The sequence below is a fragment of the Frateuria sp. GZRR35 genome (assembly GCF_051900415.1).
Taxonomy (GTDB): domain Bacteria; phylum Pseudomonadota; class Gammaproteobacteria; order Xanthomonadales; family Rhodanobacteraceae; genus Frateuria_A.
In genome coordinates this window covers 34,645-59,906 of record NZ_JBHZGL010000014.1, presented here as the reverse complement: position 1 = coordinate 59,906, position 25,262 = coordinate 34,645, and the positions used below count along the sequence as shown (strand labels likewise).

The following is a 25,262-nucleotide window of genomic DNA, read 5'->3' as shown; positions in this document are numbered from 1 at the left end:
CCGGTACCGCCTGTTCGACGCAGGGGCCTGACCCGTATCATTTTCGGTTCAGCCCGCAGGGACGCCGTGTGATGAAACCTTCCGGATCGCGTGTATGAGCCGCCTCGCGTGGGCGTGGTTCAACGCGCTGCAATTGCTTTTCACCCTGCTCTGGACCGCCGCCTGGATCTGCCTGGCGCTGTTGGTGCGCCTGCTCACCGGCGGACGCCACTGGCCGCTGCGGATGGCCTCGCGCTGCTGGGCGCCCGGGCTGCTGCACGGCGCCGGCGCGCGGCTGGAAGTGCACGGACTGGAGCGGGTCGACTGGTCGCGGCCGCACGTATTCGTGGCCAACCACCAGTCGATGATCGACATCTGCGCGCTGTTCCGCGCCGTGCCGGTGCCGTTGCGCTTCGTGCTGAAGCAGGAGCTGGCGAGGGTGCCCTTCGTCGGCTGGTACGCACAGGCGATGGGCATGGTGTTCATCGAGCGCGCCAGCGCACGCAGTTCGGCGCGCCGCCTGCGTGCGGCGGTCGAGGTCGTGCGTGGCGGGGCCAGCGTTTGTGCGTTCCCGGAAGGCACGCGCAGCCGCGGCCGTGTGGGCCCGTTCAAGGGCGGCGCCTTCCAGCTGGCGATCGAGGCCGGCGTGGCCGTGGTGCCGGTGGCGATCGAAGGCAGCGGCAGGGTATTGCCGCCCGCGGGCTTTCACGTGCGCCCTGGAAAGATCGTGGTGCGGTTCGGCAGCCCGCTCTCCAGCCAGGGGCTCGTGCCCCCCGAGCGCAGTGCGCTGGCCCGGCAGGCGCGCGAGGCGGTGGTCGCGTTGCTGGCCGAAAGCTCTGCTCAGTAGCGCAGCAGCGCGTGCAGCGGCGCCTTGCCCTGCCAGCGCGCCCTGCCCGCGAGCGCCTCCAGCTCGATCACCACGCCCGCCCCCACCAGTTCGACGCCGAGCCGCTCGAGCAGCGCCTGCGCCGCGGCCAGCGTGCCGCCGGTGGCGAGCACGTCGTCGACCAGCAGCGCGCGTTCGCCGTGGGCCAATGCATCGGCGCGCACTTCCAGCCGGTCGTGGCCGTACTCCAGCGCGTAATCGATGCCGACCACCGGCGGCGGCAGCTTGCCCGGCTTGCGCAGCGGCACGAAGCCCGCGTTGAGCTTTTGGGCCAGTGCCGCGCCGAAGATGAAGCCGCGCGACTCGATCCCGCACACCACCCGCACGCCCTCGCCCAGCCAGGGCTCGGCAAGGGCATCGATGCAGCGCGCGAAGGCGCCCGCATCGGCCAGCAGCGGCGTGACGTCGCGGAACACGACGCCGGGCTGTGGGAAGTGGGGTATGGCGCGGATGAGCGTTTCGAAGTCGTGCATTGCGTGGCCCCTGTGAGGTAACCCTTGTAGGAGCGCACCTGTGCGCGACCGGGATGCATGGCGGTCGCGCACAGGTGCGCTCCTACTGGGAAAGCATCGCCTTTTTTTGCCGGGCGCCGCGCACGGTTCCCAGCAGGATGCCGGTCAACGCCAGCGCCAACCCCGCCCAGTCGCCCGCCCCGGTCGGGCGCCTGAACAACAGCACGTCCAGCACGAACGCCAGCGCCGGCTGCAGCAGCAACAACAGTCCCACCATCGAGGCCGGCAGCAGCGGCATCGCGCGCACCATCAGCAACCAGGCCACCACCTGCCCAAAGAAACCCAACGCCAGCAGCGCGCTCCAGCTGCGCGCCGTCACCAGCGCGAAGGTGTCCCGCTCGAACGCGCCCCATGCCATGAGCAACAACGCGCTCAGCAGACTCATCAAGCCCAGGAATTGCGCCGCCGACAGCGCGGTGTGCCCGGACAATGCCCGCCGGAAGCTCAGCAGGTACAACGTATAGGCCACACCGCTGGCGAGCCCGAACCACACGCCCAGCCGATGCCGCGCGTCGAACAGCGACCAGTGCGCACCGACCAGCAGCCACAACCCGGCCAGCGCCACCGCCAAGCCCGGCACGAACCATCGCCCCAGCCGCTCGCGGTAGACCCACCAGCCGACCAGTGCCATCAGGAAGACCTGGAAGTTGGTCAGCAGCGTGGCGACGCCGGGGCCGACCCAGAGGATCGAGCGGTGCCAGAAGATCAGGTCGAGCGAGAACCCCAGCGCCGGCAGCAGCGCGAGCGTGAGGTCGCGCCAGCGGATGCGTACCCACCGCCGGGTCAGCACCACCCAGCCGAGAAGCATCGCGCCGCCGAACAGCATGCGGTAGAACGCCGAGACGGTCGGCGCCACCTGTGCCAGCACGACGAAGATGCTGGTGGTGGACAGCAGCATCGCGCCCAGCGCCATGCGGCCGACCGCCGCCGGCGGCGCGCCGGGCGCCGCCGCCAGGGGAGCCTGTGCGGTCACGGCGTATCGGTCGCCAGTTGCGCGTCGCCGTCCCAGTCGTCGATCGATGCGCGCGCCTCGGCCAGCTGCGCTTCGACCTGGCGCACTACCGCGTCGGCCGCCTGGGCGGAGGACTCGGGCACCATCACGGCGACGTAGTCGAGTGCGGGGAGCTGGCCGACCGCGCCGGTCAGGTACTCGCCGGACACGAACGCGGGAATGTCCTCGCGCTCCAGCGCATCCTTCACCAGATGGGCGTCGATCAGGCTTTCGGCTCGGTAGGCGATGCGCATGCGGCCACGCTACTGCGCGGCGAACGGAGCGGCAAGCGGAACGCCCCGCCTCGCCTCGGAGAGCGAGCGAAGAGGCCCGGTGCTGGAAGGGAAGCCGACGAAGCCCTCCTCCCGGGAGAGGGTTGCGCGGGAGCGGTTTCCCCGCCGCCCACGAAAAGAACGCAGGGCCACTCGCAACTCAGGGTAAACTCCCCGGTTTCCGCCCCGTACCCGCCCGAGCCGCACCGATGTCCAGCGAGAACCCCGCCGCCGAAGCCGCCAACCAGGAAAACATGCCGCGGGACTTCGTGCGCCAGATCATTCGCGAGGACCTCGCCAGCGGCAAGCACACCGCGATCCGCACCCGCTTTCCGCCCGAGCCCAACGGCTACCTGCACATCGGCCACGCCAAGGCGATCTGCCTGAACTTCGGCATTGCGCGCGAGTTCGGCGGCTGGTGCAACCTGCGCCTGGATGACACCAACCCGGGCAAGGAAGACCCCGAATTCGTCGCCGGCATCAAGGACGACGTGCGCTGGCTGGGCTACGACTGGCACGACCTGCGCCACGCGTCGGACTACTTCGACGTGTTCTACCGCGCCGCGCTCAAGCTGATCGAGGACGGCAAGGCGTACGTGGACGACCTGTCCGCCGAGGAGGTGCGCGAATATCGGGGCACGCTCACCGAACCGGGACGCAACTCGCCCTACCGCGACCGTTCGGTCGAGGAGAACCTGGATCTCTTCAAGCGCATGCGCGCCGGTGAATTCGCCGACGGCAGCAAGACACTGCGCGCGAAGATCGACATGGCCTCGGGCAACATCAACCTGCGCGACCCGGCGCTGTACCGCATCCGCAAGATCGCCCACCAGAACACCGGCGACGCGTGGCCGATCTACCCGATGTACGACTTCGCCCACGCGCTGTCGGATGCGATGGAAGGCATCACCCACTCGCTGTGCACGCTGGAGTTCGAGGACCATCGCCCGCTCTACGACTGGTGCGTGGACAACGTCGACCTGACCGCGCATCCGGCGCTGTGGCAGTCGGTGGTCGACGCTGGGCTTGAAGCGAAGCCCGCCAAGCCGCGGCAGATCGAGTTCTCGCGCCTGAACCTGTCCTACTGCATCACCAGCAAGCGCAAACTCGCGCAACTGGTGAACGAAGGCCTGGTCGACGGCTGGGACGACCCGCGCATGAACACCCTGCGCGGCCTGCGCCGGCGCGGCTTCACGCCGGCCGGCCTGCGCCTGCTGATCGAGCGGCTGGGCATCAGCAAGCAGAACAGCGTGATCGACTACGCGATCCTCGAGAACTGCGTGCGTGAGGACCTGGACGCCACCGCGCCGCGCCGCATGGCCGTGCTCGACCCGCTCAAGTTGACGATCACGAATCTGACGGGCAACCACGAGGAAACCCTGCGTTTCGCCAACCATCCGAAGGACGAGAGCTTCGGCACCCGCGAGGTGCCGTTCGGAAGCACCGTCTGGATCGAGCGCGAGGATTTCGCCGAGGTGCCACCCAAGGGCTTCAAGCGCCTGATTTCCGGCGGCGAAGTGCGCCTGCGCGGCGTAGGCATCATCAAGTGCGATGAAGTGGTCAAGGACGCGGCCGGCGACGTGATCGAGCTGCGTTGCACGCTCGATCCCGATTCGCGCGCCGGCCTGCCGGGTGCCGATCGCAAGGTGAAAGGCACCATCCACTGGGTCAGCGCGCGCCACGCGGTGGCCGCCGAGGTACGCCTGTACGACCGCCTGTTTGACGTACCGGCGCCGGACGACGAGAGTGACGGCAGGAGCTGGATCGAGCACATCAACCCGGACGCCAAGCGCGTCGGCCGTGGCTGGCTGGAGCCGGCGGCGGCGCAGGCCGAACCGGAACAGCGTTTCCAGTTCGAGCGGCTGGGCTACTTCGTCGCCGACCGCATCGACCACCGCCCGGGCGCGCCGGTGTTCAACCGCACAGTGACGCTGCGTGACACTTGGGCCAAGCAGGCCTGACGTGTTGCTGCCCCTGCAACTGCATCTCACCCTGCCGCCCTGGGTCGGCGAGGTGGCGGATACGAGCCGGCGCTACCTCACCGACGAGGAGCGCGTGGGCCTCGCCATCGAGCTCGCCCGCCAGAACGTCAGGCGCAGCCATGGCGGGCCGTTCGGCGCGGCGGTGTTCCACGAGGATGGCCGGCTGGTTTCCGCCGGCATCAACCGCGTGGTGCCGCAGACCTGCTCGGTCGCGCACGCGGAGATGATGGCCTACATGCTGGCGCAGCAGCGCCTGGCGAGCTTCCGGCTCAACGCGGGCGGCAACGGCCGGTTCATCCTGGCGACCAGCGCGCAGCCCTGCTGCCAGTGTTACGGCGCCACCGTGTGGGCCGGTATCGACGAGCTGCTTATCGGCGCCCGCGCTGAAGACGTCGAATCGCTTACCACCTTCGACGAAGGCCCGCTGCCCGCCGATTGGGTCAGCCAGCTCGAACGCCGCGGCATTGCCGTGCGCCGCGACATCCTGCGCGAGGAAGCGCGCGCGGTGCTCGCCGACTATGGCCAGGGCGGAGCGCACTATTGAGCCGGCTGCGCGCCGCCCTGCCGTTGCTGCTGCTGGTGGTCGCCGGTGTGGTGCTGTTCGCCTCGGGCGCGCTGGACCGGCTCAACCCCGAGCAACTGGTCGCGCACCAGGGTGAGCTGCACGCGCAGATCGCATCCCACCCGTGGCTCAGCCGGCTGGCCTACATCGGCCTGCTGACGCTGGCGATGGCCACCGGCATCCCCGGGACGGTGATCATCATCTTCGCTGGCGGCTTCGCCTTCGGCGTGCTCGAAGGCACCACCTGGTCGTCGATCGGACTGACGCTGGGCTCGCTGATCCTGTTCCTGGCCAGCCGTTACGCCTTCGGCGCGGGCAGCCGCCACCCGCCGGCGCTGGTGGCGCGGTTGCACCACGGGTTTGAAAGGCATCCGGTCAGCTACACGCTGTTCCTGCGATTCGTACCGGTGGCGCCGTTCGGGCTGATCACCGTCTGCCTGGCCTGGCTGCGTTGCCCGATGTGGCTTTTCGTCGGCTCCACCTGGCTCGGCGGCACCGTGGCGCTGATCTTTGAAACCTCGATCGGCGCCGGCCTGGGCCATGCGCTCAGGGAAAGCGACCGCATCGGCCTGGGCCTTTTCATGCATCGCGAGGTATTGCTGCCGCTGGCTGCCATCGCGCTGCTGGCGCTGGTGCCGCTGCTGATCGGCCGCTTTACGCGCCACCGGCGACAGCAGCAAGGTTAGCGGGTCGTCTGCCGGTGCCTCTGCGCGCGACCGGGTGGATGGCGGTGGCGTACTGGTGCGCTCCTACAAGGGCTCGGTAGCCGCCAGTTGCGCCAAAAGGGTCGGCAGTTCGTCCATGGCGGTGAACAGGTCGTGCGCGCCCGCGTCACGCAGGCGCGCCGCCGGCGTATGGGACGCGAAGCCGAGCACCCTCATGCCCGCCGCTACGCCGCCAGCAACACCGGCCGGTGAATCCTCCACCACCACGCAGGCCGCGGGCGCAACGTCCATGCAGCGGGCGGCGTGCAGGAACAGGTCCGGTGCCGGCTTACCGCGCGCCACCTGGGCCGCGCTGAACAGGCGACCTTCGAAACGCGGCAACAGGCCGACCCGCTCCAGGCTGAAGCGCACCTTGTCGGGGCCACCGTTGGAGGCCACGCAGAACGGCAGCGCCAAGCCATCGAGGACCTGCACCACGCCCGGCACCGGCGCAAGCTCCGCCGCCAGTGCGTCGAACAGACGCCGGTCGTGCCTGGCTTCGAAGTCGTCGGGCAAGGCGCGGCCGAGCCGGTCGGCTACCAGCGCCAGGCAATGCGCCATGGTGCGGCCGAGGAACAGCTCGTCCATCTGCCTGTCGTCGAAAACCAGTCCTTGCTCGGCAAGCATCCGCGCAAACACGCGGTTGGCGATTGGCTCGCTGTCGACCAGCACGCCGTCGCAGTCGAAGATCACCAGGCCGGGTGGAACGTTCACTCGAACGCTGGTTCGCAGCGCACGTCGCAGCGCACCGAGTTGGCCAGGAAACAGGTTTCGTGCGCCTGGCGATGCAGTTGCTCGACCTGCTCGCGGCTGGGCGGGTCATCGCCGGAAAAATCCACGCGCGGGCGCAACAGCACCTCGCGCATGACGGTACGGCCTTGCCCGTCGCGTCCCATCGTGCCGGTCGCCGCGTCGCGGTAGCTGTCCACGCGAAAGCCCCGGCGCGCGGCCAGGCTGAGGAACCACAGCATGTGGCAGCTTGCCAGCGAGGCGACGAAGGCCTCCTCCGGGTCCACCGCCGAGGGATCGGACATGGGTGCCGGCACCACGTCCGGCGAGGAGGACATCGGCAGTTGCTCGCCGCCATCGAAACGCACCATGTGACGCCGGCTGTAGCGGTTGTCGAGGAAGGACTGGTCCTCGCGGACCCAGGTCAGTTCGGCGATGTGTTTGCTCATACGCGTTTTCCCTTGGTCCAAACCGCCCCACTGCAGGAACATCAGCTCCGCTTGCGGAAGTACAGCCATGCGCCCAACCCAAGCACCACCGCGGGCAGCAGGTTGGCCGGCAGCGGCGGCACGCCGTAGATGGTGGCGAAGTTGACCAGCGCCTTCTGCAGGAAGTACCAGCCGATCGCCAGCAGTATGCCCACGAAGATGCGCTTGCCCAGGCCGCCGGAGCGAAGCGCGCCGAAGGCGAACGGCATGGCGCACAGCACCAGCACGAGCGTGTTGAGCGGATAGAGCACGCGACCCCAGAATGTCACTGCATAGACGCCCGGGTTCTGGCCGTTGCGCTCCAGATAGCTCATGTTGCGGTAGAGGTCGCGCATCGGCAGGTACTGCGGCTGGGTCACCGATTGCTCGAGCACGCGCGGATTGAGCTGCGTATCCCAGTGTTCGCTGGCATGGCGGGTGGTGTGTGTGCCGCCGGCATCGAGCGTGGTGGTGCGCACGCCCTTGAGGGTCCACTCGCGCCCATCGTTCTGCGCCGACTGCGCCCAGTCGAAACGGTCGATCTGGCCGTCCGGGGTAAGCGTGAACACGCGCACGTCGGCCAGTTGCACCACGTTGTGGCCCTGCACCTGTTTGATCAGCGTGGCCTTGGCGTTGACGATGCGGTTGCCATCGCGTGCCCACAGTCCGGTGGTGCCGGACAGGCCCAGGTGGTTGGCCTTCATGCGCAGCTGGATGACCTGCGCCTTCTGGTCGCCCCAGGGGGCCGCCGTCTCGCCCAGGATGGTCACGCCCACGATCAGCACCGCCACCACGCCGGCCGCCGAGGCGGCGATGCGCAGGCGCGACATGCCGGCGGCGCGCAGCGCGGTCAGCTCGCCGTTGCCGGCCAGGCTGCCCAGCCCCATCAAACCACCGATCACCGCGGCGAAGATGAAGTACTCATACAGACGCCGCGGCACGGTCACCAGCACGAAGCTGATCGCGTCGAACGTGGTGTAGGCGTTGCGGCCGACGTAGCCGAGCTGGCGCAGCAACTGGGTGACCACGTCGAAGCCGGTCAGCACCAGCCAGGTGGTCAGCAGCGAGCCCAGCACGGTGAGGCCGACCAGCCGGTCGACCCGCTTGATCGTCAGGCCCATCACCACACCGCCTTGCGTGGCCCGCGCAGCTTGCGCGGCGCGTGCTGTTTCCAGAACAGCCAACCCGCCAGCGCCAGCGCCAACAGGTGCACCAGCAGCAGCGGCAGCGAGTTGGCCCAGTGGCCCTTGCCGATCTGCGCGCGGCCCAGCGCCAGCAACAGGTAGTAGAAGTAGAAACCCAGCAGGGCCAGCAGGATGCGCCCGTAGCGCGGCTCGCGCGGGCTTTGCCGCGACAGCGGCAGCGCCAGCATCAGCAGCACGAATGCCATCGGCGGCGCGTGGATGCGCCAGGCGAACTCGGCTCGCGCGTCGGGCGAAGGCGAAGTAGCCAGCGCCCAGGTGCCCTGCGAGTGGGCCGGATCTTCTTCCTCGTCGGCCTTCACGTCGGAAAGCGCCACGTCGTTGCGCGCGTACTGCATGCGCCACCAGTCGTCGCGGCCGAGCGGGATCTTGTATTGCCAGCCGTCGCGAAGCGCCATGAAGCGGCCTTCGCCGTTGCTCTCCTGGTACAGCTGCCCGCCCGCGGCAGTGACCACCTTGAGCTGGCGGACGCCCTCGCTGTCCGTGCTTTCGGTGGCGACGAAGGTCTTGCCAAGCACGCTGCCGTCGCGGCTCAAGCGATCGACGAAGATGATGCCGCCCTTGCCCGGCAGCTCGGTGAAGCGGCCGGCATCCAGCCCCGCGGCGATCACCGAGCGGTTGGCCTCGGCCACCAGCGCATCGGCGGTGCGCACCGCCCACGGGCCCAGCCAAAGCGACACCACGCCAGTGATCAGCACGATGATGCCGGCCAGGATTGCCACCGGCTTGAGCAGGCCGCCCGGCCCCATGCCGGAGGAGGCAAGCACGTGCATCTCGCTTTCGCGGTACATGCGGCCCAGCGCCATCATCACGCCGAGGAAGCCGGCCAGCGGCAGCAGGTTGGTCAATCCGTCCAGCGTGCGCAGGCCCAGCACCGGGAACATCACGCTGGCCGGGAAGCTGCCGCCGGCAACCTGTTGCAGGACCTTGGCGAACGTCGTGCCGGTGATGATCGCGACCAGCACGATGGTCGTGGCCGCCACGGTCTGGGCCAGCTCGCGCAGGAAGTATCGGTCGAGGATGCTCAGCATGCGATAGGATTGAAGGTCTCGCACCGCAGGCCGGCGCTTAGGGATGCTCTGACCGCCAAGTCTAACGGTTCGCACTCTTTCTTACTTCGCAGGACCCCTCCCGATGACGCTTCAGTTCAGTCTGGTCGCCGCCAGCACCTCGCCCGAAACCGTCGACACCCCCTGCCTGGTGGTGGGTGTCTACGAGAACGGCTTGCTCACCAGCGCGGCCGCGCGCGTGGATGGCGCGGCCGAGGGCGCGATCAAGCGCCAGGTCGAAAGCGGCGACGTCAACGGCAAGGCCGGCAGCGTCAGCGTGCTGTTCGCACCGGCCGGCATCGCGGCCCGCCGCGTGCTGGTGGTGGGCCTGGGCGCACAGAAGAGTTTCGATGCGGCGCGCTTCCAGAAGGTCGCCCTCGAAGCCATCCGCGCGTTGGGCAAGCTGCCCGTCGATTCGGCCGTGTCCTTCCTTACCGAAGTGGACGTGCCCGGCCGGGATGCCGCCTGGCGCGTGCGCACCGCGGCGCTGGCCGCCGACCACGCGGCCTACCGCTACACCGCTACCTTCAAGCCGCGCGAGAAGAGCGCGCAGCCGGAGCTGAAGTCGGTCGCCTTCGCCGCCGGCGACGAGGCGAAGTCCGGCCTCGACCAGGCCACGGCGATCGCCGACGGCGTGCGCTTCGCCCGCGAGCTGGCCAACCTGCCGCCGAACATCTGCACCCCGGTCTACATCGCCTCGCGGGCGCAGGCCTTCGCCGAGGGCAACGAAGGCGTCAGCTGCCGCGTGCTCGACCACGAGGAGATGGACAAGCTCGGCTTCGGCTCGCTGCTGGCGGTCGGCCGCGGCTCGGCCAACAAGCCACGCCTGGTCGCGCTGGAATACAAGGGCGGCGCCGAGGGCGACAAGCCCTACGCCTTCGTCGGCAAGGGCATCACCTTCGATTCGGGCGGCCTGAGCCTCAAGCCCGGCGCGGGCATGGAAGAGATGAAGTTCGACATGGGCGGCGCGGCCGGCGTGCTCGGCGCGTTCGTCGCCGCGGTCAAGATGAAGCTCAAGCTCAACCTGGTCTGCGTGGTGCCCTCGGCCGAGAACATGCCCGACGGCGACAGCTACCGCCCCAGCGACGTGCTCACCAGCCTGTCGGGCCTGACCATCGAGGTGCTCAACACCGACGCCGAGGGCCGCCTGATCCTGTGCGACGCGCTGACCTGGACCGCGCAGACCTACCAGCCCAAGGCGATCGTCGATGCCGCCACGCTCACCGGTGCCTGTGTCGTGGCGCTGGGCAAGCACGCCACCGGTCTGATGAGCAAGCACGACGACCTGGCCGCCGAACTACTGGACGCGGGCGAAAACACGCTCGACCGCGCCTGGCGCCTGCCGCTGTGGGACGACTACCAGGTGCAGCTCGAATCGGGCTTCGCCGACGTAGCCAACATCGGGGGCAAGAGCGCCGGCGCGATCACCGCGGCCTGCTTCCTCTCGCGTTTCACCGAAGGCCAGCGATGGGCGCATCTGGACATCGCCGGCACCGCCTGGGACGAGGGCCGCAAAGGCCTGGCCACCGGCCGCCCGGTGCCGCTGCTGGCCCAGTGGCTGATCGACCGCGCCGGCTGATCGCCGTGCACCGGCGCCGCGCGTGCGGCGCCGGTGCTCCCTTCCTCCTGCCGAGTCGACCATGCCCCGCGCCGACTTCTACCTGATCGACAAGCCGCGCTTTCGCGAACAGCCGCTGCTGCTGGTATGCGAGTTGGCGCGTCGCGCCTACGCCGCGCAGCAGCCGACGCTGATCCTCACCCGCGATTTCGAGCAGGCCGAGGCGGTGGACGAGCTGCTGTGGGATTTCGACAGTGATGCCTACATCCCGCACCAGCTCGCCGGTGACGAGGATGACGCGCACACCGCGGTGCTGATCGTGCCGCCGGGCATCGATACCGCCGACCGCCCGCTGCTGATAAACCTGCGCGAGACCTGCCCGGCCGGCCACTTCGATCGCGTGCTCGAAGTGGTGGCGGCCGACCCGGCCGAACGCACCGGTTCGCGCGATCGCTGGCGCGAATACCAGCAACGGGGCTTCGAGCTCGCCAAGTTCGACATGTAGCGCGAACGGCAACGCCGGATCTCCCGGGTGAGCCCTGGGTGTCGGTCAGGGCACCGGGCGCGCTCTTTTCCCTGCGCTCGCTGCATCGGCACGGCTGCGATCCAGGCGCTATGCTCTTGGCATCTTCGGGCAGGGGGCCGGACGATGGATCAGGGGATCGAGGAAGCCCAGGCAGTGCCGGCGGTCGCGGCTGGCCGCGCGCGCGGCGGGCGCGCCACGCAGCAGGATGCCTGCATCTGCCTGCACGATCCGGCCACCGATGCGCGGCTGCTGGTCCTGGCCGACGGCATGGGTGGTGACGGCGCCGGCGAACTGGCCTCCGCCGGCGTGATCGAGATTACCCGCCGCTTGTGGCAGCAAGGCCTGTGGCGCGCGCAGCCCGGCCCCCTGTTTCTCGAAGCGCTGTGCCAGTCAGCGCACGCGGAGTTGCGGCGCCGCGGCGAAGGGCTGGTGGGCGCCGAGCCACACTCGACGGTGGTCGCGCTGCTGGTTCGCGGGCGGCGCGCCTGTTGGGCGCACGTCGGCGACAGCCGGCTTTACCGCTTCCAGCGTGGGCGCTGCCTCGGACGCACCGAGGATCACAGCGTGGCGCAGTTGAAAGTCGCCCGCGGCGAGCTCGCGGCCGAGGCGATGGGCAAGGACATCGACCAGCACATGCTGCTGCGTGGGCTCGGCGGGCCACAGCCGCCCCAGGTCGAGCACGGCTTCGCTTCATTGCGTCCGGGCCAGTCCTATGTGCTGTGCAGCGATGGCGTGTGGGAGCGGCTCTCGACCGAGGAACTCGGCCGGTTCGCCCGCCGGAGCAACTTGCGCCACGCGCTCAAGGAAGCGCTGTCCCGGGCGATAGAGCGTGGCGGCGCGGATGGCGACAATGTCTCCTTGATCTTTGCCCGGATAGGCTGGGCCCACTGGTTGCGCGCCCACGGCCGCCGGCTGTGGAAGCGACTCGCCCGCCATCGCATGGCAGGCGACACGGGTATCGGACAGGTATGAGGAAATCGGTGCAGAACTCGCAAGACACGCGCCTTGTCGCGCAGGGCCCGCGACTGGGACTACTGGTGCTGGTCGGCCTGTTGGCCGTCGGTCTGGGCGGCTGTGCCCAACTGCAGCAATTGAAGGCGCGCATGACCGGCCACCGCAAACCGACAGTCACGGTGACACCCGCCCGAGCGTCGGCACCGGCGCCGGCCCCGGCGGACGAGGCGCCGCCGCCCTCGCTCGCGTCGATCATCAACCGCCAGTTGCAGTCGGGCCACTATGCCGAGGGCGAGCGGCAACTGCGCCGCTATCTGGAGGCAAACCCGGGCGACCCTGCCGCGCAGGCGATGCTGCGCCAGCTCACGGTCGACCCGCAGGAGGCGCTGGGCCATGCCTCGCGCCCCTACGTGGTGCGCCCGGGCGACTCCTACAGCACGTTGGCCGCACGCTTCCTGGGCGACGGCGCGCGGTTCCTGATCCTGGCCCGCTACAACGATTCGACCGACCCCTCGATGTTGCGCGTGGGCCAGACGCTGCGCATGCCCGCCTCACGCCTGGCCGCCGGCTCGCGGCCGGAAGGCCCGGCGCAGTCCCCGGGTGATACCGCCCCGGAGACGCCTGCCGCCGGCGATTCGGGCGTGGCCAAGGCGCGTCGCCTGCAGAATGAAAGCCTCGCGCTGCTGCACAAGGGTCAGCGCAGCGAGGCGCTGGAACGGATGGACCAGGCCCTGGATGTCGACCCGCAGCTGCCTCCTTCGGATGCGGATGCCAGGGCGCTGCGCAAGCAACTGGTGTCGGTCTACCACCAGCGCGCGATCGTGCTCTACCGCGATCAGCAGTTGGACCAGGCCATTTCGCTGTGGAATCGCGTGCTGGCGATCGAACCGGATTTCGAGCCGGCCACGGTGTATCGCACACGGGCGCTCGAGCTCAAGCAGCGGTTGAAGCAGTTCTGAGGCGGCGGGAACCCATCCGCCAGCTCGCCTGCTCCTGAAGAGGGCAGGCCGCGTCCGGTCAAGGGACGCGCCAGGTCCCTTCGAGCCCGCCCGTCGTACGGCGGGCCTCCCGCGCTAGTCCCGCGACGCCCTGTCCTGAACCGTCTCCGCCGTGGGCAGGATGCGGGTGGGCAGTTCCAGCGGTGCGGTCGGCTTGGCGGTGGGCCGGCGCGGCCGTCGCTCGCGCGCCTGCAGGGCGTTGCACATCAGGTTGAAGGCGGTGAACAACCGCCCCAGTTCGTCATGGCGCACCAGCCGTATGCGGTGGCCGAAATCGCCGCGGCCGACCCGCAGCAGCGCCTCGCCGAGCACATCCAGCAGGCCGAGCAGGCGACGGAACAACCAGTAAGCAGCACCGGTCACCGCCGCCAGGGTCACCAGCAGGACCGCGACGATGGCCTTGAGCGTGGTCTTCTGCGCGGCTCGCAAGGGAGCATCGCTGATCCCCAGGCGCAACTGGCCGACCTGCGCGGTCTGGTAGTTGACCGGCACGTCGAACACCAGCATCTCGCCCGAATCCTCGCCATCGGGCAACCGCACCCGGTAACTGGCGATGTCGCCCGCGCCCGGCAGGAATGCCTCGTTGGTCCGCAACGGCAGCGGCTTCCCCTGCTCGTCGTCGCGGGTGCTCGCGATCACCTCGCCGTAGCGGTTGGCCACGGCCAGGTAGTAGATCTGCTTGTTGCGCGCGATGTCCTGCACCAGCGCGCGCGTGGCGGCGCGGTCGTCCAGCAGCAGGTTCTCTGCCGCCTCGCTGGCGACCATGCGGCCGAGCGAACGCCCGTAGTCCTGCGCCAGGCCGGTAACCGCCGTGTTCTGGCGCGCATAGATCGCCGCCAGGCCGATGAGCAGCGTCAGGCTCAGCACCGAGGCAAGAATGCCTGCCCAGCGCAGGCGCAGCGAGATCAGCCGCGTGGCGATCGGCTTTTCGTGCAGGCGCTCGTATTCGCGCAGGGCCAGGCGCAGGTCGTCGATCAACTCGGCGCCGCGCTGGTAACGATCCTGCGGCGCGGGCGCGAGCAGGGTCTGCACGATGTCGAGCAGGATCGAGGGCGTGAACGGATCGCGCGGCTGCAGCGCCGGCTGCGGCACACGCTGGCGCTCGGCCAGCAGGCGCCGGACGTCGCCGGTTTCCTCCCACGGCAGCTTGCCGCTGAGCAACCAGAACAACACCACGCCCAGCGAGAACAGGTCGCTGCGCGCATCGGTGCGTTCGCCCTGCAGGTGTTCGGGCGCCATGAAGGCGGGCGTACCGCCGACCTCGCGCCGGGGCGCGCCGGTGCTGCGCGGGTCGCGCCGCTCGGCGATGCCAAAGTCGCTCACCTTGGCGTGCTGCCAGCCGTCGGAGAGCATGATGTTCTCCGGCTTGATGTCCTGGTGGATGACGCCCTGGGCATGCGCATAATCGAGCGCGCCGGCGATCTGCTCGACCAGCCCGAGAATCACCGGCAACGCAGGAAAACCCTCACGCGCCACGCGGCTGGCGAGGGTGTCGCCGGAGAGGCGTTCCATCGCGATGTAGGGCCGGCCGTCATCCATCTCGCCCACGTCGAACAGGGTGACGATGTGCGGATGGGTCAGGTGGCCCACCGCACGAGCCTCGGTGACGAAGCGCGCCCGATAGGCCGGGTCCGCTGCCACGGCATTGCGCAGGCACTTGATGGCGACCTGGCGCTGGATCTCCGGATCGAAACCGGCGTAGACGACTGCCATGGCGCCCGCGCCGAGCACGCCCTCGATGCGGTAGCGTCCCACCGTCGGCGGGATCGCGCGCTCCTCCGTGGCTGGAGTCAGACCAGCCACCATGCCGCCACTCCCATCGCCACCAGCGCCGCCGCGCCGAGCGCCACCCAGCCGTGCCGGGCTGCAGCACCGGCACCGCGCTCGCGGGTGAGGAAGGTGAACTCCACCTGGCCGAAGCGGAGGCGATCGCCGTGCCGCAGGGTCGCTTCGTGGACGCGCTTGCCGTTGACGAACGTGCCGTTGGTCGAAAGGGTGTTCATGACCACGTAGTGGTTCTGCTGGTTCATGATCCACGCGTGCGAGGCCGAGACGCTCAAATCGTCCAGCACGATGTCGTTGTCGCCGCGCCGGCCGATCGTCTGGCGGCCCGAGCGCAGGGATATCCGCTGGCCCTGGAGCGCGCCGGTGGCACCCTCCAGAACCGGCGCGGCAGCGCTGGCGCGTCCGAGCAGGACGGGGGCGGCTTCCCGGGCGACCTGGCGCAGTTCCTCGGCGGAGAACAGCCGGGTTCCCTGCGGTCCGGACGATCGCTTGGAGGGGGAAAGAACGGGAGTCTGGCCAGGGCTGTCCATCGATATGCCTCGGTGGGATATCCGCGCACTATAACCAAGCGTCTGTCATCAAGGCATGGGGACGAGCGCGCCGCATCTTTACACCCCCGGGGCGCGACCGTGTTCACAAAGCGAAGGAGAAGCCGATGCACCCTTCCCGCCTTCTGCTGGCCCTGGCCGCCCTTCTGCCGGCTGCCTACCAGCCGGTTCGGTCCAGTACCGACGTCGCTTACCAGTGCAGCGACGGTCGCGCGGTAAAGGCCACTTACCGAGACGTCGACCGCGCCCTGCTGGTGATCGACGGAATTCCCTACCGGCTCACGGTCGCCAGGTCGGCGAGCGGGGCGCGCTATGTGGGCGAGGGCTGGCAGTGGTGGACCAAGGGTCTGCACGACGCCTGGCTGGCGCCGCTACGGCCCGGCGAAACAGTGGCGTCAGCGCCTGGCGTAGCCTGCCAGGCGCGGTAAGCCACTGAAATGTGGGCGATACCGGCGGGTGGACACCGGATTCGACCCTCTGCCGTCCGACCGTGGAGCTGCCGGCCGGGCAGCCGCGACTCAGGCGGCCGCGTGCTCGGTCCCGTAGTGGGCCAGCCGGATGCCGTCCTGCAACCCGGTGAGCACCACCGAGACGTCGCTGCCGGTGCGGCCGTGTTCGTCGCGGGCCAGCTGCCTGGCCAGCGTGATCGCGGGACCAAGCCGCAACTGGCCGTACAGGGCAACGGAATCACGGCAGATATTCCAGGCGCCGCCTTCGCACTCGACCAGCGAGATCAAGGTATCCATCGCGCAGTTCCGGGGGAAAGACCGGGCGAACTGTGCGCCAGCGCGTGAATTTGGCGTAGAGGCCGCTTGCGCGGCGCACTGTAGGCCTGGGCCTACAGCTCCAGCGCCGCCCTATTCCGGCGCGTTGATGACCGCGAGGAAATCGCGCCCATAGCGTTTGAGCTTGGCCTCGCCCACGCCGCTGACTTCCGCCAGTTCGTCTTCGTTGGCGGGCATGGCGCGCAGCATGGCCAGCAGCGTGGCGTCGTGGAACACCACATACGGCGGCACGCCCTGTTGCTTGGCCAGCCGGGTGCGCAGCCCGCGCAGGGCATCCCACAGCGGCTGTTCGTAGGCTTCGATGCCAAGGCTGGCACCCGTCACGAGTTGGCTGTCACGGCGTCGACGGGCACTGCGCACCGGGCGGGCGTCCTCGCGCAGCAGCACCGGCTGGCCGCCGGTCAGCACCGCCCGGCTGGCGGGCGTGAGGCGCAGCGTGCCGTAGCCCTCGGCGTCAGCTTCCAGCAGGCCCGCGGCGAGCAACTGGCGGAACACCGAGCGCCAGCCCTTCTCGTCCATGTCGGCACCGATGCCGAAGGTGGTCAGGCGCTCATGTCCCAGTTGGCGCATGCGCTCGCCTTCGATGCCACGCAGGATGTCGATCACGTGGCCGGCGCCGAAGCGCTGGCCGCTGCGGTAGACCGCGGAGAGCGCCTTCTGCGCGGGAACGGTGGCGTCCCAGGTCTTGGGCGGCTCCAGGCAGTTGTCGCAGTGGCCGCAGGGTCCCTGGAAGTCCTCGCCGAAGGCGCCCAGCAGCAGCTCGCGCCGGCAGCGCGTGGCCTCGGCGAAAGAGAGCAGGCCTTCGAGCTTCTGCCGCTCGATGCGCTTGCGCTCGTCGGCCGAATCGGACTGGGCGATCATCTGGCTCATCGTGACCACGTCGGACAGGCCGTAGAGCATCAGTGCCTCGGCCGGCAGGCCGTCACGCCCGGCGCGGCCGGTCTCCTGGTAATAGCCCTCCATCGAACGGGGCAGGTCCAGGTGCGCGACAAAGCGCACGTCCGGCTTGTCGATGCCCATGCCAAAGGCGACCGTGGCGACCATTACCACGCCGTCCTCGCGCAGGAAGCGCTGCTGGTTGGCCGCGCGGGTGCGGGCATCCAGGCCCGCGTGGTACGGCAGCGCCTCGATGCCCGCCTCGGCCAGCCAGGCGGCGGTATCGTCGACCTTCTTGCGGCTCAGCGCGTAGACGATGCCGGCCTCGCCGCGATGGCCATCGAGAAAGTGCATCAGCTGCGTGCGCGGGTTGTGCTTGAGTTGTACGCGGTAACGGATGTTCGGCCGGTCGAAACTGGAGACGAACTGGTGCGCCCCGCCCAAGCCGAGGCGCTCGACGATCTCCTCGCGCGTGCGCGGGTCCGCCGTGGCGGTGAGCGCAATACGCGGGATCTGCGGGAAACGTTCGGCCAGCACCGCCAGCTCGCGGTATTCCGGGCGGAAGTCGTGACCCCATTGCGAAACACAGTGCGCCTCGTCGATCGCGAACAACCCCACGTCGATCCGTTCGAGCAACCCCAGGAAGCGCGCCGTGAGCAGCCGCTCCGGCGCCACGTAAAGCAGCTTCAGGCCACCGGCGAGCAACCGCCGCTCGACCTCGCGCTGGTCCTCGGCCTCCAGGCTGGAATTGAGGTACGCAGCGGCCACGCCGGCCTCGCGTAAGGCATCGACCTGGTCCTGCATCAGCGCGATCAGCGGCGAGACGACGATGGCGGTGCCGGGTCGCAGCAATGCGGGAATCTGGTAGCACAGCGACTTGCCGCCACCGGTGGGCATCAGCACCAGCGCGTCGCCGCCTTCGGCCACCGCGTGCACGATGGCCTGTTGCTGGCCGCGGAAGCTGGCGTAACCGAAGACGCTGTGGAGGAGATCGAGGGCGCGGGAGGACATCGGATACATGCTACCAAAGCGGCGTTCCGCGCCCGTCCGCGACGCACGCCGGGAGCGGTAGGCAAAGCCGGATGGGAGTTGTAGGTTTCGGGCCCTGTCGGATGGAGCTCAGCCCAGCGCTCCGTTCGGCGACGGTGGGCTTCAGCCCACGCTACATCGGGATGCCCCACAGCGCGCGGTCCAGGTCCGCATCCAGCCCGAAGCGCGACAGCGGCACGCGGCCGTTGACCACCTCGATGCCCTCGGCGCGCAGCAGGCGGCACTGCTCACGGAAGCCGCGGCTACCCGGCGGCAACGCCACCTGGCCGCTCGCACGCAGCACGCGATACCACGGCAGCTCCATCCCTTCCGGCGTCTCGCCCAACAGCTTGCCGACCAGCCGCGCGCGTCCCGGCAGGCCTGCGCGGGCAGCGATCGCACCGTAGCTGGCGACGCGGCCGCGCGGGATGGCGGCAATGGCGGCGTAAACGCGGGCGTGGCTTTCCTGCATGGCTCGTCACTTGGGCACGATGCGGCGGGAGGTTACCATCGGGACCGCATCAAGGAGTCCGCCATGCGCCATTTCGAAGCCGTGCGTTCCCACGTCGGCAGCCAGTACGCGCTGCGACAGAACGACCCCTACCTGATCAGCTTCGATCTGGCGCTACCGCTGGGCCGTCACCAGGGCATCTACCTGGCCGAGCTGGAGGACGAAAGCGGTCGTCGCTACCTGCGCCTGTCCACGCCGATCGGCCCGCTGGCCGGCACCGATCCGCGCCGCTGCCTGCGCTTCAACTGGGAACAGCGCACCGGCTTCCTCGCGGTGGCGGACCTGGATGGCTCGCCCTTCCTGCACCTGTGCGAGAACCGACCCTACGAATTCCTCGACAGCGGCGAGCTCGAGCGGCTGATCGGCGAGCTCGGCCTGTTGGGGGATCAGCTCGAGCAGATCATCGCCAGCGGTGGCGACAGCTTCTGACGGAAGGCTCTTGGTAGGAGCCCGCTTGCGGGCGATGCTCTTGGCACATGGACGAAGAGCATCGCCCGCAAGCGGGCTCCTACGGCGCGATCTTCCGCTCAGTGGACGAGGGCGTGCAACAGCCGCACGAACCCGTAAGCCAGCAACGCGGTGACCGGCAGCGTCAGGATCCACGCCCACACCATGCGCTCGACCACCGACCAGCGGATCGCGTTGAAACGCTTGGCCGCGCCCACGCCCATGATCGACGCCGACACGTTGTGCGTGGTCGACACGGGGATGCCGAACGCCGATGCGGTGAGGATGACGGCCGCCGAACTGCCCTCGGCCGCGAAACCGTTGATCGGATGCAGCTTGACCATCTTGTGGCCGAGCGTCTTGATGATGCGCCAGCCGCCGCCGGCGGTACCCGCCGCCATGGTCAGCGCGCACACCACCGCCACCCACGCCGGCACGTTGAAGCCGCCTTCGGCGGAACCGGCGATGCGCAGGAAGCCAAGCCAGTGCGGCAGGTGGTCGAGCTGGCCCGCGGCGGTACCGCCGGCCAGCGCGAGCGCGATGATGCCCATGCTCTTCTGCGCGTCGTTCATGCCGTGCGCCAGGCCCATGGCGCTGGCCGACACGATCTGCGCCTTGCCGAAAAATGCGTTGACGAACGGCGTGCGACCGAGCCGCTGCAACCCGCCTTTGCGGTTAGCCAGCCAGGCGAACAGTGCGTAGAGCGCCCCCATCAGTACAAAGCCGATGACGAACCCCATCAATGGCGATATCACCATCGGCACCACGACCTTGGGGATCACGCCCTTGCCGGCCCACCAGTGCGCACCGCCCTCGGACCAGATTACCGCGCCGAAGTTGTCGCCCGCCGCCGCGATCGCCGCGCCGACCAGCGCGCCGACCAGCGCGTGGCTGGAGCTGGACGGCAGGCCCAGCCACCAGGTGATCAGGTTCCACACCGTGGCGGCCAGCAACGCGCAGATCAGCAATTGGGGACCGGCATCGACCACGTGCGTGTCGATCAGGCCGGCGGCGATGGTCTTGGCCACCGCGGTACCCCACAGCGCGCCGATCAGATTGGTCACCGCCGCCAGCAGCACTGCTTGCCCGGGGCTCAGCACCTTGGTCGCCACCACCGTGGCGATCGAGTTGGCGGTGTCGTGGAAACCGTTGATGTAGGTGAAGGCGAGTGCGATCAGCACCACCGCGAAGACCAGGCCTAGGCTCATCTGCGCAGGCCTTAGGAGTTCTTCAGGACGATCGAGTAGACGATGTTGCCGACGTCGCGGCACTTGTCGATCGCCTTCTCGATCAGCTCGAACAGGTCCTTGGCGAGCATCGCCTTCATCGCGTCGTGGCCTTCGACGTAGAGCGAGCGATACGGCGCCAGCAGCATGCGATCGCCCTCGGACTCCAGCGCCTGCAGGCGATCCTGCAGCTTCCTGACCGGGTCGATGCGCAGGCCGCGGCGCAACTCGCCGATCATCTCGCCGACCACCGCGGTGGATTCCTCCAGCACGCATGCGCGCTGGGCAAAATCCACGTCTGCCACACGCTCGCCCACGATGGCGTAGCGCTCGGCGAACTTCTCCACCGTCTTGGGGATCTTGTAGAGCGCCGAGTTGAGCGCCTCGATGTCTTCGCGATCCAGCGCAGTGACGAACGTATTGACCAACTCCTCGCTGATCTGGGCGGCAAGCGCCTTCTCGCGGGCACGGGCGCCGGCGAAATCGGCCATCACCGGTGCCCGCTCCTTGTTGGCGAGCATCTGATGCAGCGCCGTGGCGCTGCCGTGGGCGGCTTCGGCGCTCTGCTCGAGCAGGCCATAGAACTTGTCGCCCTTACCGAAAATCGTCTGCAGTGAAAACATGCGCGTGCCTGGAAGCGGGAGTGTGGGTTCAAACCGGCGACATGTTACAGGAGCCACCCCGGCCACGTCAGAAAAGGCGCCTTCACCACCCATGCACGCGCCGCTGCGGGCTTGCCGGCCATCCCGTACACTGCGCACCCATGCGACCCCGAAGTCACCCGCCGCGATGCTGACCGATATCGCGCTCGTCATCCTTCTGTCGGTTTTCAACGGCTTCTTTGCGTTGTCGGAAATGGCGCTGGTCGCCTCGCGCAAGAGTCGCCTCAAGCAGATGGCCCAGGGCAGCCGGCGTGCCCGCGTGGCGCTGCGCCATGCCGAGGCGCCCGAACACTTCCTCTCGACCGTGCAGGTGGGCATCACGCTGGTGATGCTGGTCACCGGTGCGCTGGCCGGCGACCGGCTCGGCGACCGCTTCGCCCAGTTGCTCCAGGGCGGCCAGGTGGCCTGGCTGGCGCCCTATGCCCACGGCCTGGGCATCGTCGTCGGTTTCGTGGTGATCTCCTACATCCAGATCGTGATCGGCGAGTTGTTGCCCAAGCGACTGGCACTCTCGGCGCCCGAACGGCTTTCCGGCTTCGTGGCCATGCCGATGCTTTTCCTGTCGCGATTGACCGGCCCGTTCGTCTGGCTGCTCAACCGCTCCAGCGGGCTGCTGCTCAAGCTGCTGCGGGCGAATGACCAGGGCAGCGGTCGGGTCACCGAAGAGGAAATCCGCCTGCTGGTCGCCGAAAGCGCCGAACAGGGCGTGCTCGACGCCGACGAGCACAACATGGTCAACCGCGTGCTGCGCCTGGGCGACCGCACGGTCGACAGCGTGATGACCCCGCGCATGCGCATCGCCTGGCTGGATCAGTCGGCCCCGCACGAGGAAAATATCGGCGTGATGCGCGAGACCCCCTACTCCCGCTACCCGGTGTACCAGGGGGACGAGAGCGACGTGCTCGGCGTGCTGGAGGTCAAGAGCCTGATCGGCGGCATGACCGGGGGCACGCCTGAGCTGTTCCGCCAGTTGGCCAAGCCGCTGTACGTTCCCGCCACCGCGCGCGCGATGGACCTGCTCGAAGAATTCCGCGATGCCGAGACGCCGATGGCGCTGGTGGTGGACGAGTACGGCGACATCGAGGGGCTGGTCACGCTCAACGACCTGCTGGCGGCAGTGGTCGGCGCCAGCCAGCTCGGCCACGGAGGCAACGAGGAACATCCGCCGATCGTGCCGCGCGAGGACGGCAGCTGGTTGATCGACGGTTCGCTCTCCACCGAGGACCTGCGCGAACTGCTGCACGTCGAGCGCCTGCCCGGCGAGGAGGAACACGAGTTCCGCACCGCCGCCGGCATGGTGATGACCGCGCTGGGCCACATCCCGCAAGTGGGCGAAGTGTTCGCCTGGCGTGGCATCCGCTTCGAGGTCGTGGATCTGGACGGCGCGCGCATCGACAAGCTGCTGGTGACACCCGCGCCGCGCATCGAGGCGGCGGACGACGAGCAGTAGCCGGCTTTTTCGCAAGCCTTCGCCCATCCGCCCTCCGGCACCCTCCCGTGAACGGGGAAGGATTGCTAACGCATCCCTTCCGAGTGAGCCTTCCTGCTTTTACGGAGGCAAGGTGCCGACAGGCGGGCGGGGCAAGCGGAGCGCGCACGTTCCCCCTCGCGTGGTCCGGCCTTTAACGCCGCCTTTGCTAGTCTTGGGCAGATGTCTTCAACCAAGCCCGCCAGCGTGAGCGCCCCATTGCCGGCGCCACCCTTGCCCCGACCGGACCAGCGCTGGTCCCTGTTCCTCGACGTGGACGGCTGCCTGCTGGAGTTCGCCGACGACCCGGCGGCGGTGCGCGTGTCGCCCGCGCTGCGCGCGCTGCTGCAAAGCCTGCACGACCAGCTTGGTGGCGCCCTGGCCTTGGTCAGCGGTCGCGGGGTGAAGGACCTCGATCGACTGTTCGACACCCCGCGCTGGGCGCTCGGCGGCCTGCACGGCTACGAACTGCGTTATGGCGACGGCCGCCAGCGCGAGCTTGCCGTCGATCCGGGCGACCAGGCACGCATGCGTGCGGCCGTGCAGGCCTTGGCCGCGCGGCTCGATGGCGTGCAACTGGAAGACAAGCAGCACGCCATGGCGCTGCACTGCCGCCGCGCGCCGGACCGCCTGCCCGCGTTGCGCGAAGCGGCCGAGGCGGTCGCCGCCGGCCTGTCCGGCTACGAGCTGCAGCCGGGCAACCTGGTGATGGAGTTCAAGCCTGTCGGGATGGACAAGGGCCGCGCCGTGGACGAACTGATGAGCCTGCCACCCTTCGCCGGCCGCACCCCGGTTTACCTGGGTGACGACCTTACCGACGAGCACGCTTTCGAAGCGGTCAACCAGGCTGGCGGCGCGAGCGTGCGGGTGGGCCAGCGCGAGCCGACCCGCGCGCGGTTCACGCTGTCTAGCCCGGCCGCCGTTCAGGCTTGGCTGGAGCGGGTGCGGGACGCGCTCGGCCACGGACAAGACCTTGCACAGGGAGTTTCGATCGATGCCGACAACGGTGGAGGACACCGCAAACCTTGAGCTGCACCCGGCCGCCGGCAAGCGAACTGGCATGGCCGCGTGTGATGGTGCGCCACTCGGTGACAAGCGATGACCCGTACCGGCAAGAAGCCCGGGCGGCTGGTGGTGGTATCCAACCGCGTCGCCATGCCAAAACAGACCGCCACTGGCGGCCTCGCGTCGGCCATGCGCGCGGCATTGCAAGAGCGCGGCGGACTGTGGTTCGGCTGGAGCGGCAAGCTCGCCACGCACAGCGCCGAGGAGCTGCACCGGCTCAGCGACGGGGCGATCGAGTACGTCACCATCGACCTCTCGCGCGCCGACCACGACGACTTCTACGCCGGCTTCGCCAACCGCACGCTGTGGCCGCTGTTCCACTACCGCCCCGATCTGGTCGACTACCAGCGCAGCCATCTGGAAGGCTATCTGCGGGTCAACGCGGTGTTCGCCGACGAGCTGACCAAGCTGCTCGAACCGGACGACATCATCTGGGTGCACGACTACCACCTGATTCCGCTGGCGGCGATGCTGCGCGAGCGCGGCGTGCGCAACCGCATCGGCTTCTTCCTGCACACGCCGTTGCCGGCAGCGGCCCTGCTGATCGCGCTGCCCAAGCATCGCGAGTTGCTCGAAACCATGGCCAGCTACGACCTGGTCGGCCTGCACACCGCGCGCGACCTGCGCGCGCTGGAGGATTACTTCCTGCACGAGGTGGGCGGCGCAATGCGGCCAGGCGGGCGACTGCGTGCGGCGAACGGCCGGCTGTTCCGCGCCGGCGTATTCCCGATCAGCATCGACACCGCGGAAGTGGCCGACGTCGCGCGCAAGGCCATGTCCGAAGATGCCGTGCGTGAATTCAAGCAAAGCCTGGACGGCCGCGACCTGATCATCGGCGTCGACCGACTCGATTACTCCAAGGGCCTGGCGCAACGCTTCGAAGCCTTTGCCCACGTGCTCGAACGCTCGCCCGCGTTGCACAGCCACGTCACCCTGCTGCAGATCGCGCCGCCCTCGCGCGGCGCGGTGCCCGAGTACCGCCTGATCCGCCGCGAACTCGAGCGCATGGCCGGGCACATCAACGGCAAGTTCGCCACGCCGGAGTGGGTGCCGATCCGCTACGTCAACCAGTCCTTTCCGCACAGCCTGCTGGCGGGCTACTACCGCGTGGCGCGGGTGGGCCTGGTCACGCCGTTGCGCGACGGCATGAACCTGGTCGCCAAGGAGTACGTGGCCAGCCAGGATCCGAAGAACCCCGGCGTGCTGGTGCTCTCGCGCTTCGCCGGCGCAGCGCAGGAGCTGACCGAGGCGTTGCTGGTCAATCCGGCCGATACCGTCGAAGTGGCCGATGCACTGGAGCGGGCGCTGGCCATGCCCCAGCGCGAACGTATCGCGCGTTGGCGGTCGATGATGGACGTGCTGCAACGGCACGACCTGACCGCTTGGCGCAATGCGTTCCTGCATGCGTTGACGAGTTGACCGGGCGGGGATTGCGGCCACTGCATCCGCGGGTATGCGCCTCGTCCGGAACCTCATCGCCTGTCGGCCC

General features: G+C 69.0%; 27 protein-coding genes. 13 read left to right on the top strand and 14 right to left on the bottom strand.

Going from position 1 to position 25,262, the window contains the following annotated elements; translation table 11 throughout:
* Nucleotides 1-94: 94 nt before the first annotated feature.
* On the top strand, nucleotides 95-826 hold the full coding sequence (locus ACFWZ3_RS14940; protein ID WP_439708475.1) for a lysophospholipid acyltransferase family protein: 732 nt from the start codon (nucleotides 95-97) through the stop codon (nucleotides 824-826).
* On the opposite strand, the gene ACFWZ3_RS14935 is transcribed toward ACFWZ3_RS14940, so the two are convergent.
* From ACFWZ3_RS14935 to ACFWZ3_RS14925, 3 genes are all read right to left on the bottom strand, one after another.
* Nucleotides 820-1,338 carry an adenine phosphoribosyltransferase gene (locus ACFWZ3_RS14935; protein ID WP_439708474.1) on the bottom strand — a complete coding sequence of 173 codons (519 nt, stop codon included), beginning with the start codon at nucleotides 1,336-1,338 and terminating at the stop codon, nucleotides 820-822. The genes ACFWZ3_RS14940 and ACFWZ3_RS14935 overlap by 7 nt on opposite strands.
* A gap of 82 nt (nucleotides 1,339-1,420) precedes the next feature.
* On the bottom strand, nucleotides 1,421-2,350 hold the full coding sequence (locus ACFWZ3_RS14930) for a DMT family transporter (RefSeq protein WP_439708473.1): 930 nt from the start codon (nucleotides 2,348-2,350) through the stop codon (nucleotides 1,421-1,423).
* Entirely contained in the window at nucleotides 2,347-2,622 is a 276-nt protein-coding gene (locus tag ACFWZ3_RS14925; RefSeq protein WP_439708472.1) for a putative signal transducing protein, read from the bottom strand. Before ACFWZ3_RS14925 ends, ACFWZ3_RS14930 begins: the two co-directional genes overlap by 4 nt.
* Before the next feature lie 227 nt (nucleotides 2,623-2,849).
* Between ACFWZ3_RS14925 and ACFWZ3_RS14920 the strand changes: the two genes are divergently transcribed.
* From ACFWZ3_RS14920 to ACFWZ3_RS14910, 3 genes are read left to right on the top strand one after another with little or no spacing between them, the layout of a single operon-like run.
* Nucleotides 2,850-4,601 (top strand): glutamine--tRNA ligase/YqeY domain fusion protein, encoded by a 1,752-nt coding sequence (locus tag ACFWZ3_RS14920; protein WP_439708471.1) that lies wholly within the window; start codon nucleotides 2,850-2,852, stop codon nucleotides 4,599-4,601.
* A gap of 4 nt (nucleotides 4,602-4,605) precedes the next feature.
* Nucleotides 4,606-5,166, top strand: coding sequence for a nucleoside deaminase (locus ACFWZ3_RS14915; protein ID WP_439708524.1), 561 nt, complete (start codon nucleotides 4,606-4,608; stop codon nucleotides 5,164-5,166).
* Complete coding sequence (locus ACFWZ3_RS14910) at nucleotides 5,163-5,870, top strand: TVP38/TMEM64 family protein (RefSeq protein WP_439708470.1); 708 nt, start codon at nucleotides 5,163-5,165, stop codon at nucleotides 5,868-5,870. Before ACFWZ3_RS14915 ends, ACFWZ3_RS14910 begins: the two co-directional genes overlap by 4 nt.
* A 63-nt stretch (nucleotides 5,871-5,933) precedes the next feature.
* Here the strand turns inward: ACFWZ3_RS14910 and ACFWZ3_RS14905 are convergent, their stop codons facing one another.
* Genes ACFWZ3_RS14905 through lptF form a run of 4 tightly spaced genes read right to left on the bottom strand, consistent with a single transcriptional unit; the run spans nucleotide 5,934 to nucleotide 9,317 of the window.
* Nucleotides 5,934-6,602 carry an HAD family hydrolase gene (locus ACFWZ3_RS14905; RefSeq protein WP_439708469.1) on the bottom strand — a complete coding sequence of 223 codons (669 nt, stop codon included), beginning with the start codon at nucleotides 6,600-6,602 and terminating at the stop codon, nucleotides 5,934-5,936.
* The gene (locus ACFWZ3_RS14900; RefSeq protein WP_439708468.1) at nucleotides 6,599-7,066 is read right to left on the bottom strand and encodes an OsmC family protein; all 468 of its coding nucleotides are present in this window, start codon (nucleotides 7,064-7,066) and stop codon (nucleotides 6,599-6,601) included. The genes ACFWZ3_RS14905 and ACFWZ3_RS14900 overlap by 4 nt, the downstream gene beginning before the upstream one ends.
* Nucleotides 7,067-7,107: 41 nt before the next feature.
* Nucleotides 7,108-8,205, bottom strand: a complete 1,098-nt coding sequence (lptG, locus tag ACFWZ3_RS14895) for an LPS export ABC transporter permease LptG (protein WP_439708467.1) — start codon at nucleotides 8,203-8,205, stop codon at nucleotides 7,108-7,110.
* On the bottom strand, nucleotides 8,205-9,317 hold the full coding sequence (gene lptF, locus ACFWZ3_RS14890) for an LPS export ABC transporter permease LptF (protein WP_439708466.1): 1,113 nt from the start codon (nucleotides 9,315-9,317) through the stop codon (nucleotides 8,205-8,207). Before lptF ends, lptG begins: the two co-directional genes overlap by 1 nt.
* A 103-nt stretch (nucleotides 9,318-9,420) precedes the next feature.
* Between lptF and ACFWZ3_RS14885 the strand changes: the two genes are divergently transcribed.
* The 4 genes from ACFWZ3_RS14885 to ACFWZ3_RS14870 all read left to right on the top strand — a co-directional run bounded on the left by ACFWZ3_RS14885 (nucleotide 9,421) and on the right by ACFWZ3_RS14870 (nucleotide 13,332).
* A complete protein-coding gene (locus ACFWZ3_RS14885; protein ID WP_439708465.1) occupies nucleotides 9,421-10,914 on the top strand; it encodes a leucyl aminopeptidase in 1,494 nt (497 codons plus the stop codon).
* Nucleotides 10,915-10,975: 61 nt separating this feature from the next.
* Nucleotides 10,976-11,398 (top strand): DNA polymerase III subunit chi, encoded by a 423-nt coding sequence (locus ACFWZ3_RS14880; protein WP_439708464.1) that lies wholly within the window; start codon nucleotides 10,976-10,978, stop codon nucleotides 11,396-11,398.
* A 144-nt stretch (nucleotides 11,399-11,542) separates the two neighbouring features.
* A complete protein-coding gene (locus ACFWZ3_RS14875; RefSeq protein ID WP_439708463.1) occupies nucleotides 11,543-12,391 on the top strand; it encodes a PP2C family protein-serine/threonine phosphatase in 849 nt (282 codons plus the stop codon).
* Nucleotides 12,392-12,399: 8 nt separating this feature from the next.
* Nucleotides 12,400-13,332 carry a LysM peptidoglycan-binding domain-containing protein gene (locus ACFWZ3_RS14870; RefSeq protein WP_439708462.1) on the top strand — a complete coding sequence of 311 codons (933 nt, stop codon included), beginning with the start codon at nucleotides 12,400-12,402 and terminating at the stop codon, nucleotides 13,330-13,332.
* A gap of 114 nt (nucleotides 13,333-13,446) precedes the next feature.
* Here the strand turns inward: ACFWZ3_RS14870 and ACFWZ3_RS14865 are convergent, their stop codons facing one another.
* Both ACFWZ3_RS14865 and ACFWZ3_RS14860 read right to left on the bottom strand, forming a co-directional pair.
* Nucleotides 13,447-15,177, bottom strand: a complete 1,731-nt coding sequence (locus tag ACFWZ3_RS14865; RefSeq protein ID WP_439708461.1) for a protein kinase domain-containing protein — start codon at nucleotides 15,175-15,177, stop codon at nucleotides 13,447-13,449.
* Complete coding sequence (locus ACFWZ3_RS14860) at nucleotides 15,162-15,686, bottom strand: FHA domain-containing protein (protein WP_439708460.1); 525 nt, start codon at nucleotides 15,684-15,686, stop codon at nucleotides 15,162-15,164. The genes ACFWZ3_RS14865 and ACFWZ3_RS14860 overlap by 16 nt, the downstream gene beginning before the upstream one ends.
* Nucleotides 15,687-15,811: 125 nt before the next feature.
* On the opposite strand from ACFWZ3_RS14860, the gene ACFWZ3_RS14855 reads away from it, so the two are divergent.
* The gene (locus ACFWZ3_RS14855; RefSeq protein WP_439708459.1) at nucleotides 15,812-16,132 is read left to right on the top strand and encodes an MliC family protein; all 321 of its coding nucleotides are present in this window, start codon (nucleotides 15,812-15,814) and stop codon (nucleotides 16,130-16,132) included.
* Between the two features lie 90 nt (nucleotides 16,133-16,222).
* Here ACFWZ3_RS14855 and ACFWZ3_RS14850 read toward each other — a convergent pair whose 3' ends face one another.
* The 3 genes from ACFWZ3_RS14850 to ACFWZ3_RS14840 all read right to left on the bottom strand — a co-directional run bounded on the left by ACFWZ3_RS14850 (nucleotide 16,223) and on the right by ACFWZ3_RS14840 (nucleotide 18,866).
* Nucleotides 16,223-16,450: a hypothetical protein gene (locus ACFWZ3_RS14850; protein WP_439708458.1), complete on the bottom strand. Its 228-nt coding sequence runs from the start codon at nucleotides 16,448-16,450 to the stop codon at nucleotides 16,223-16,225.
* Nucleotides 16,451-16,561: 111 nt separating this feature from the next.
* Nucleotides 16,562-18,376: a DNA helicase RecQ gene (gene recQ, locus ACFWZ3_RS14845; protein ID WP_439708457.1), complete on the bottom strand. Its 1,815-nt coding sequence runs from the start codon at nucleotides 18,374-18,376 to the stop codon at nucleotides 16,562-16,564.
* A gap of 151 nt (nucleotides 18,377-18,527) precedes the next feature.
* Nucleotides 18,528-18,866: an MGMT family protein gene (locus tag ACFWZ3_RS14840; protein WP_439708456.1), complete on the bottom strand. Its 339-nt coding sequence runs from the start codon at nucleotides 18,864-18,866 to the stop codon at nucleotides 18,528-18,530.
* Nucleotides 18,867-18,929: 63 nt separating this feature from the next.
* Between ACFWZ3_RS14840 and ACFWZ3_RS14835 the strand changes: the two genes are divergently transcribed.
* The gene (locus ACFWZ3_RS14835; protein ID WP_209616526.1) at nucleotides 18,930-19,334 is read left to right on the top strand and encodes a hypothetical protein; all 405 of its coding nucleotides are present in this window, start codon (nucleotides 18,930-18,932) and stop codon (nucleotides 19,332-19,334) included.
* 98 nt (nucleotides 19,335-19,432) lie between these two features.
* On the opposite strand, the gene ACFWZ3_RS14830 is transcribed toward ACFWZ3_RS14835, so the two are convergent.
* Complete coding sequence (locus ACFWZ3_RS14830) at nucleotides 19,433-20,560, bottom strand: inorganic phosphate transporter (protein WP_439708455.1); 1,128 nt, start codon at nucleotides 20,558-20,560, stop codon at nucleotides 19,433-19,435.
* A gap of 11 nt (nucleotides 20,561-20,571) precedes the next feature.
* Nucleotides 20,572-21,201: a DUF47 domain-containing protein gene (locus ACFWZ3_RS14825; RefSeq protein WP_439708454.1), complete on the bottom strand. Its 630-nt coding sequence runs from the start codon at nucleotides 21,199-21,201 to the stop codon at nucleotides 20,572-20,574.
* A gap of 166 nt (nucleotides 21,202-21,367) precedes the next feature.
* Here ACFWZ3_RS14825 and ACFWZ3_RS14820 point away from each other — a divergent pair, with 166 nt between their 5' ends.
* The 3 genes from ACFWZ3_RS14820 (at nucleotide 21,368) to otsA (ending at nucleotide 25,192) form a co-directional block, all read left to right on the top strand.
* Complete coding sequence (locus ACFWZ3_RS14820; protein ID WP_439708453.1) at nucleotides 21,368-22,690, top strand: hemolysin family protein; 1,323 nt, start codon at nucleotides 21,368-21,370, stop codon at nucleotides 22,688-22,690.
* Nucleotides 22,691-22,942: 252 nt separating this feature from the next.
* Nucleotides 22,943-23,737 (top strand): trehalose-phosphatase, encoded by a 795-nt coding sequence (gene otsB / locus ACFWZ3_RS14815; protein ID WP_439708452.1) that lies wholly within the window; start codon nucleotides 22,943-22,945, stop codon nucleotides 23,735-23,737.
* A 69-nt stretch (nucleotides 23,738-23,806) separates the two neighbouring features.
* Nucleotides 23,807-25,192 (top strand): alpha,alpha-trehalose-phosphate synthase (UDP-forming), encoded by a 1,386-nt coding sequence (otsA, locus tag ACFWZ3_RS14810; protein WP_439708451.1) that lies wholly within the window; start codon nucleotides 23,807-23,809, stop codon nucleotides 25,190-25,192.
* Nucleotides 25,193-25,262 lie beyond the last annotated feature (70 nt).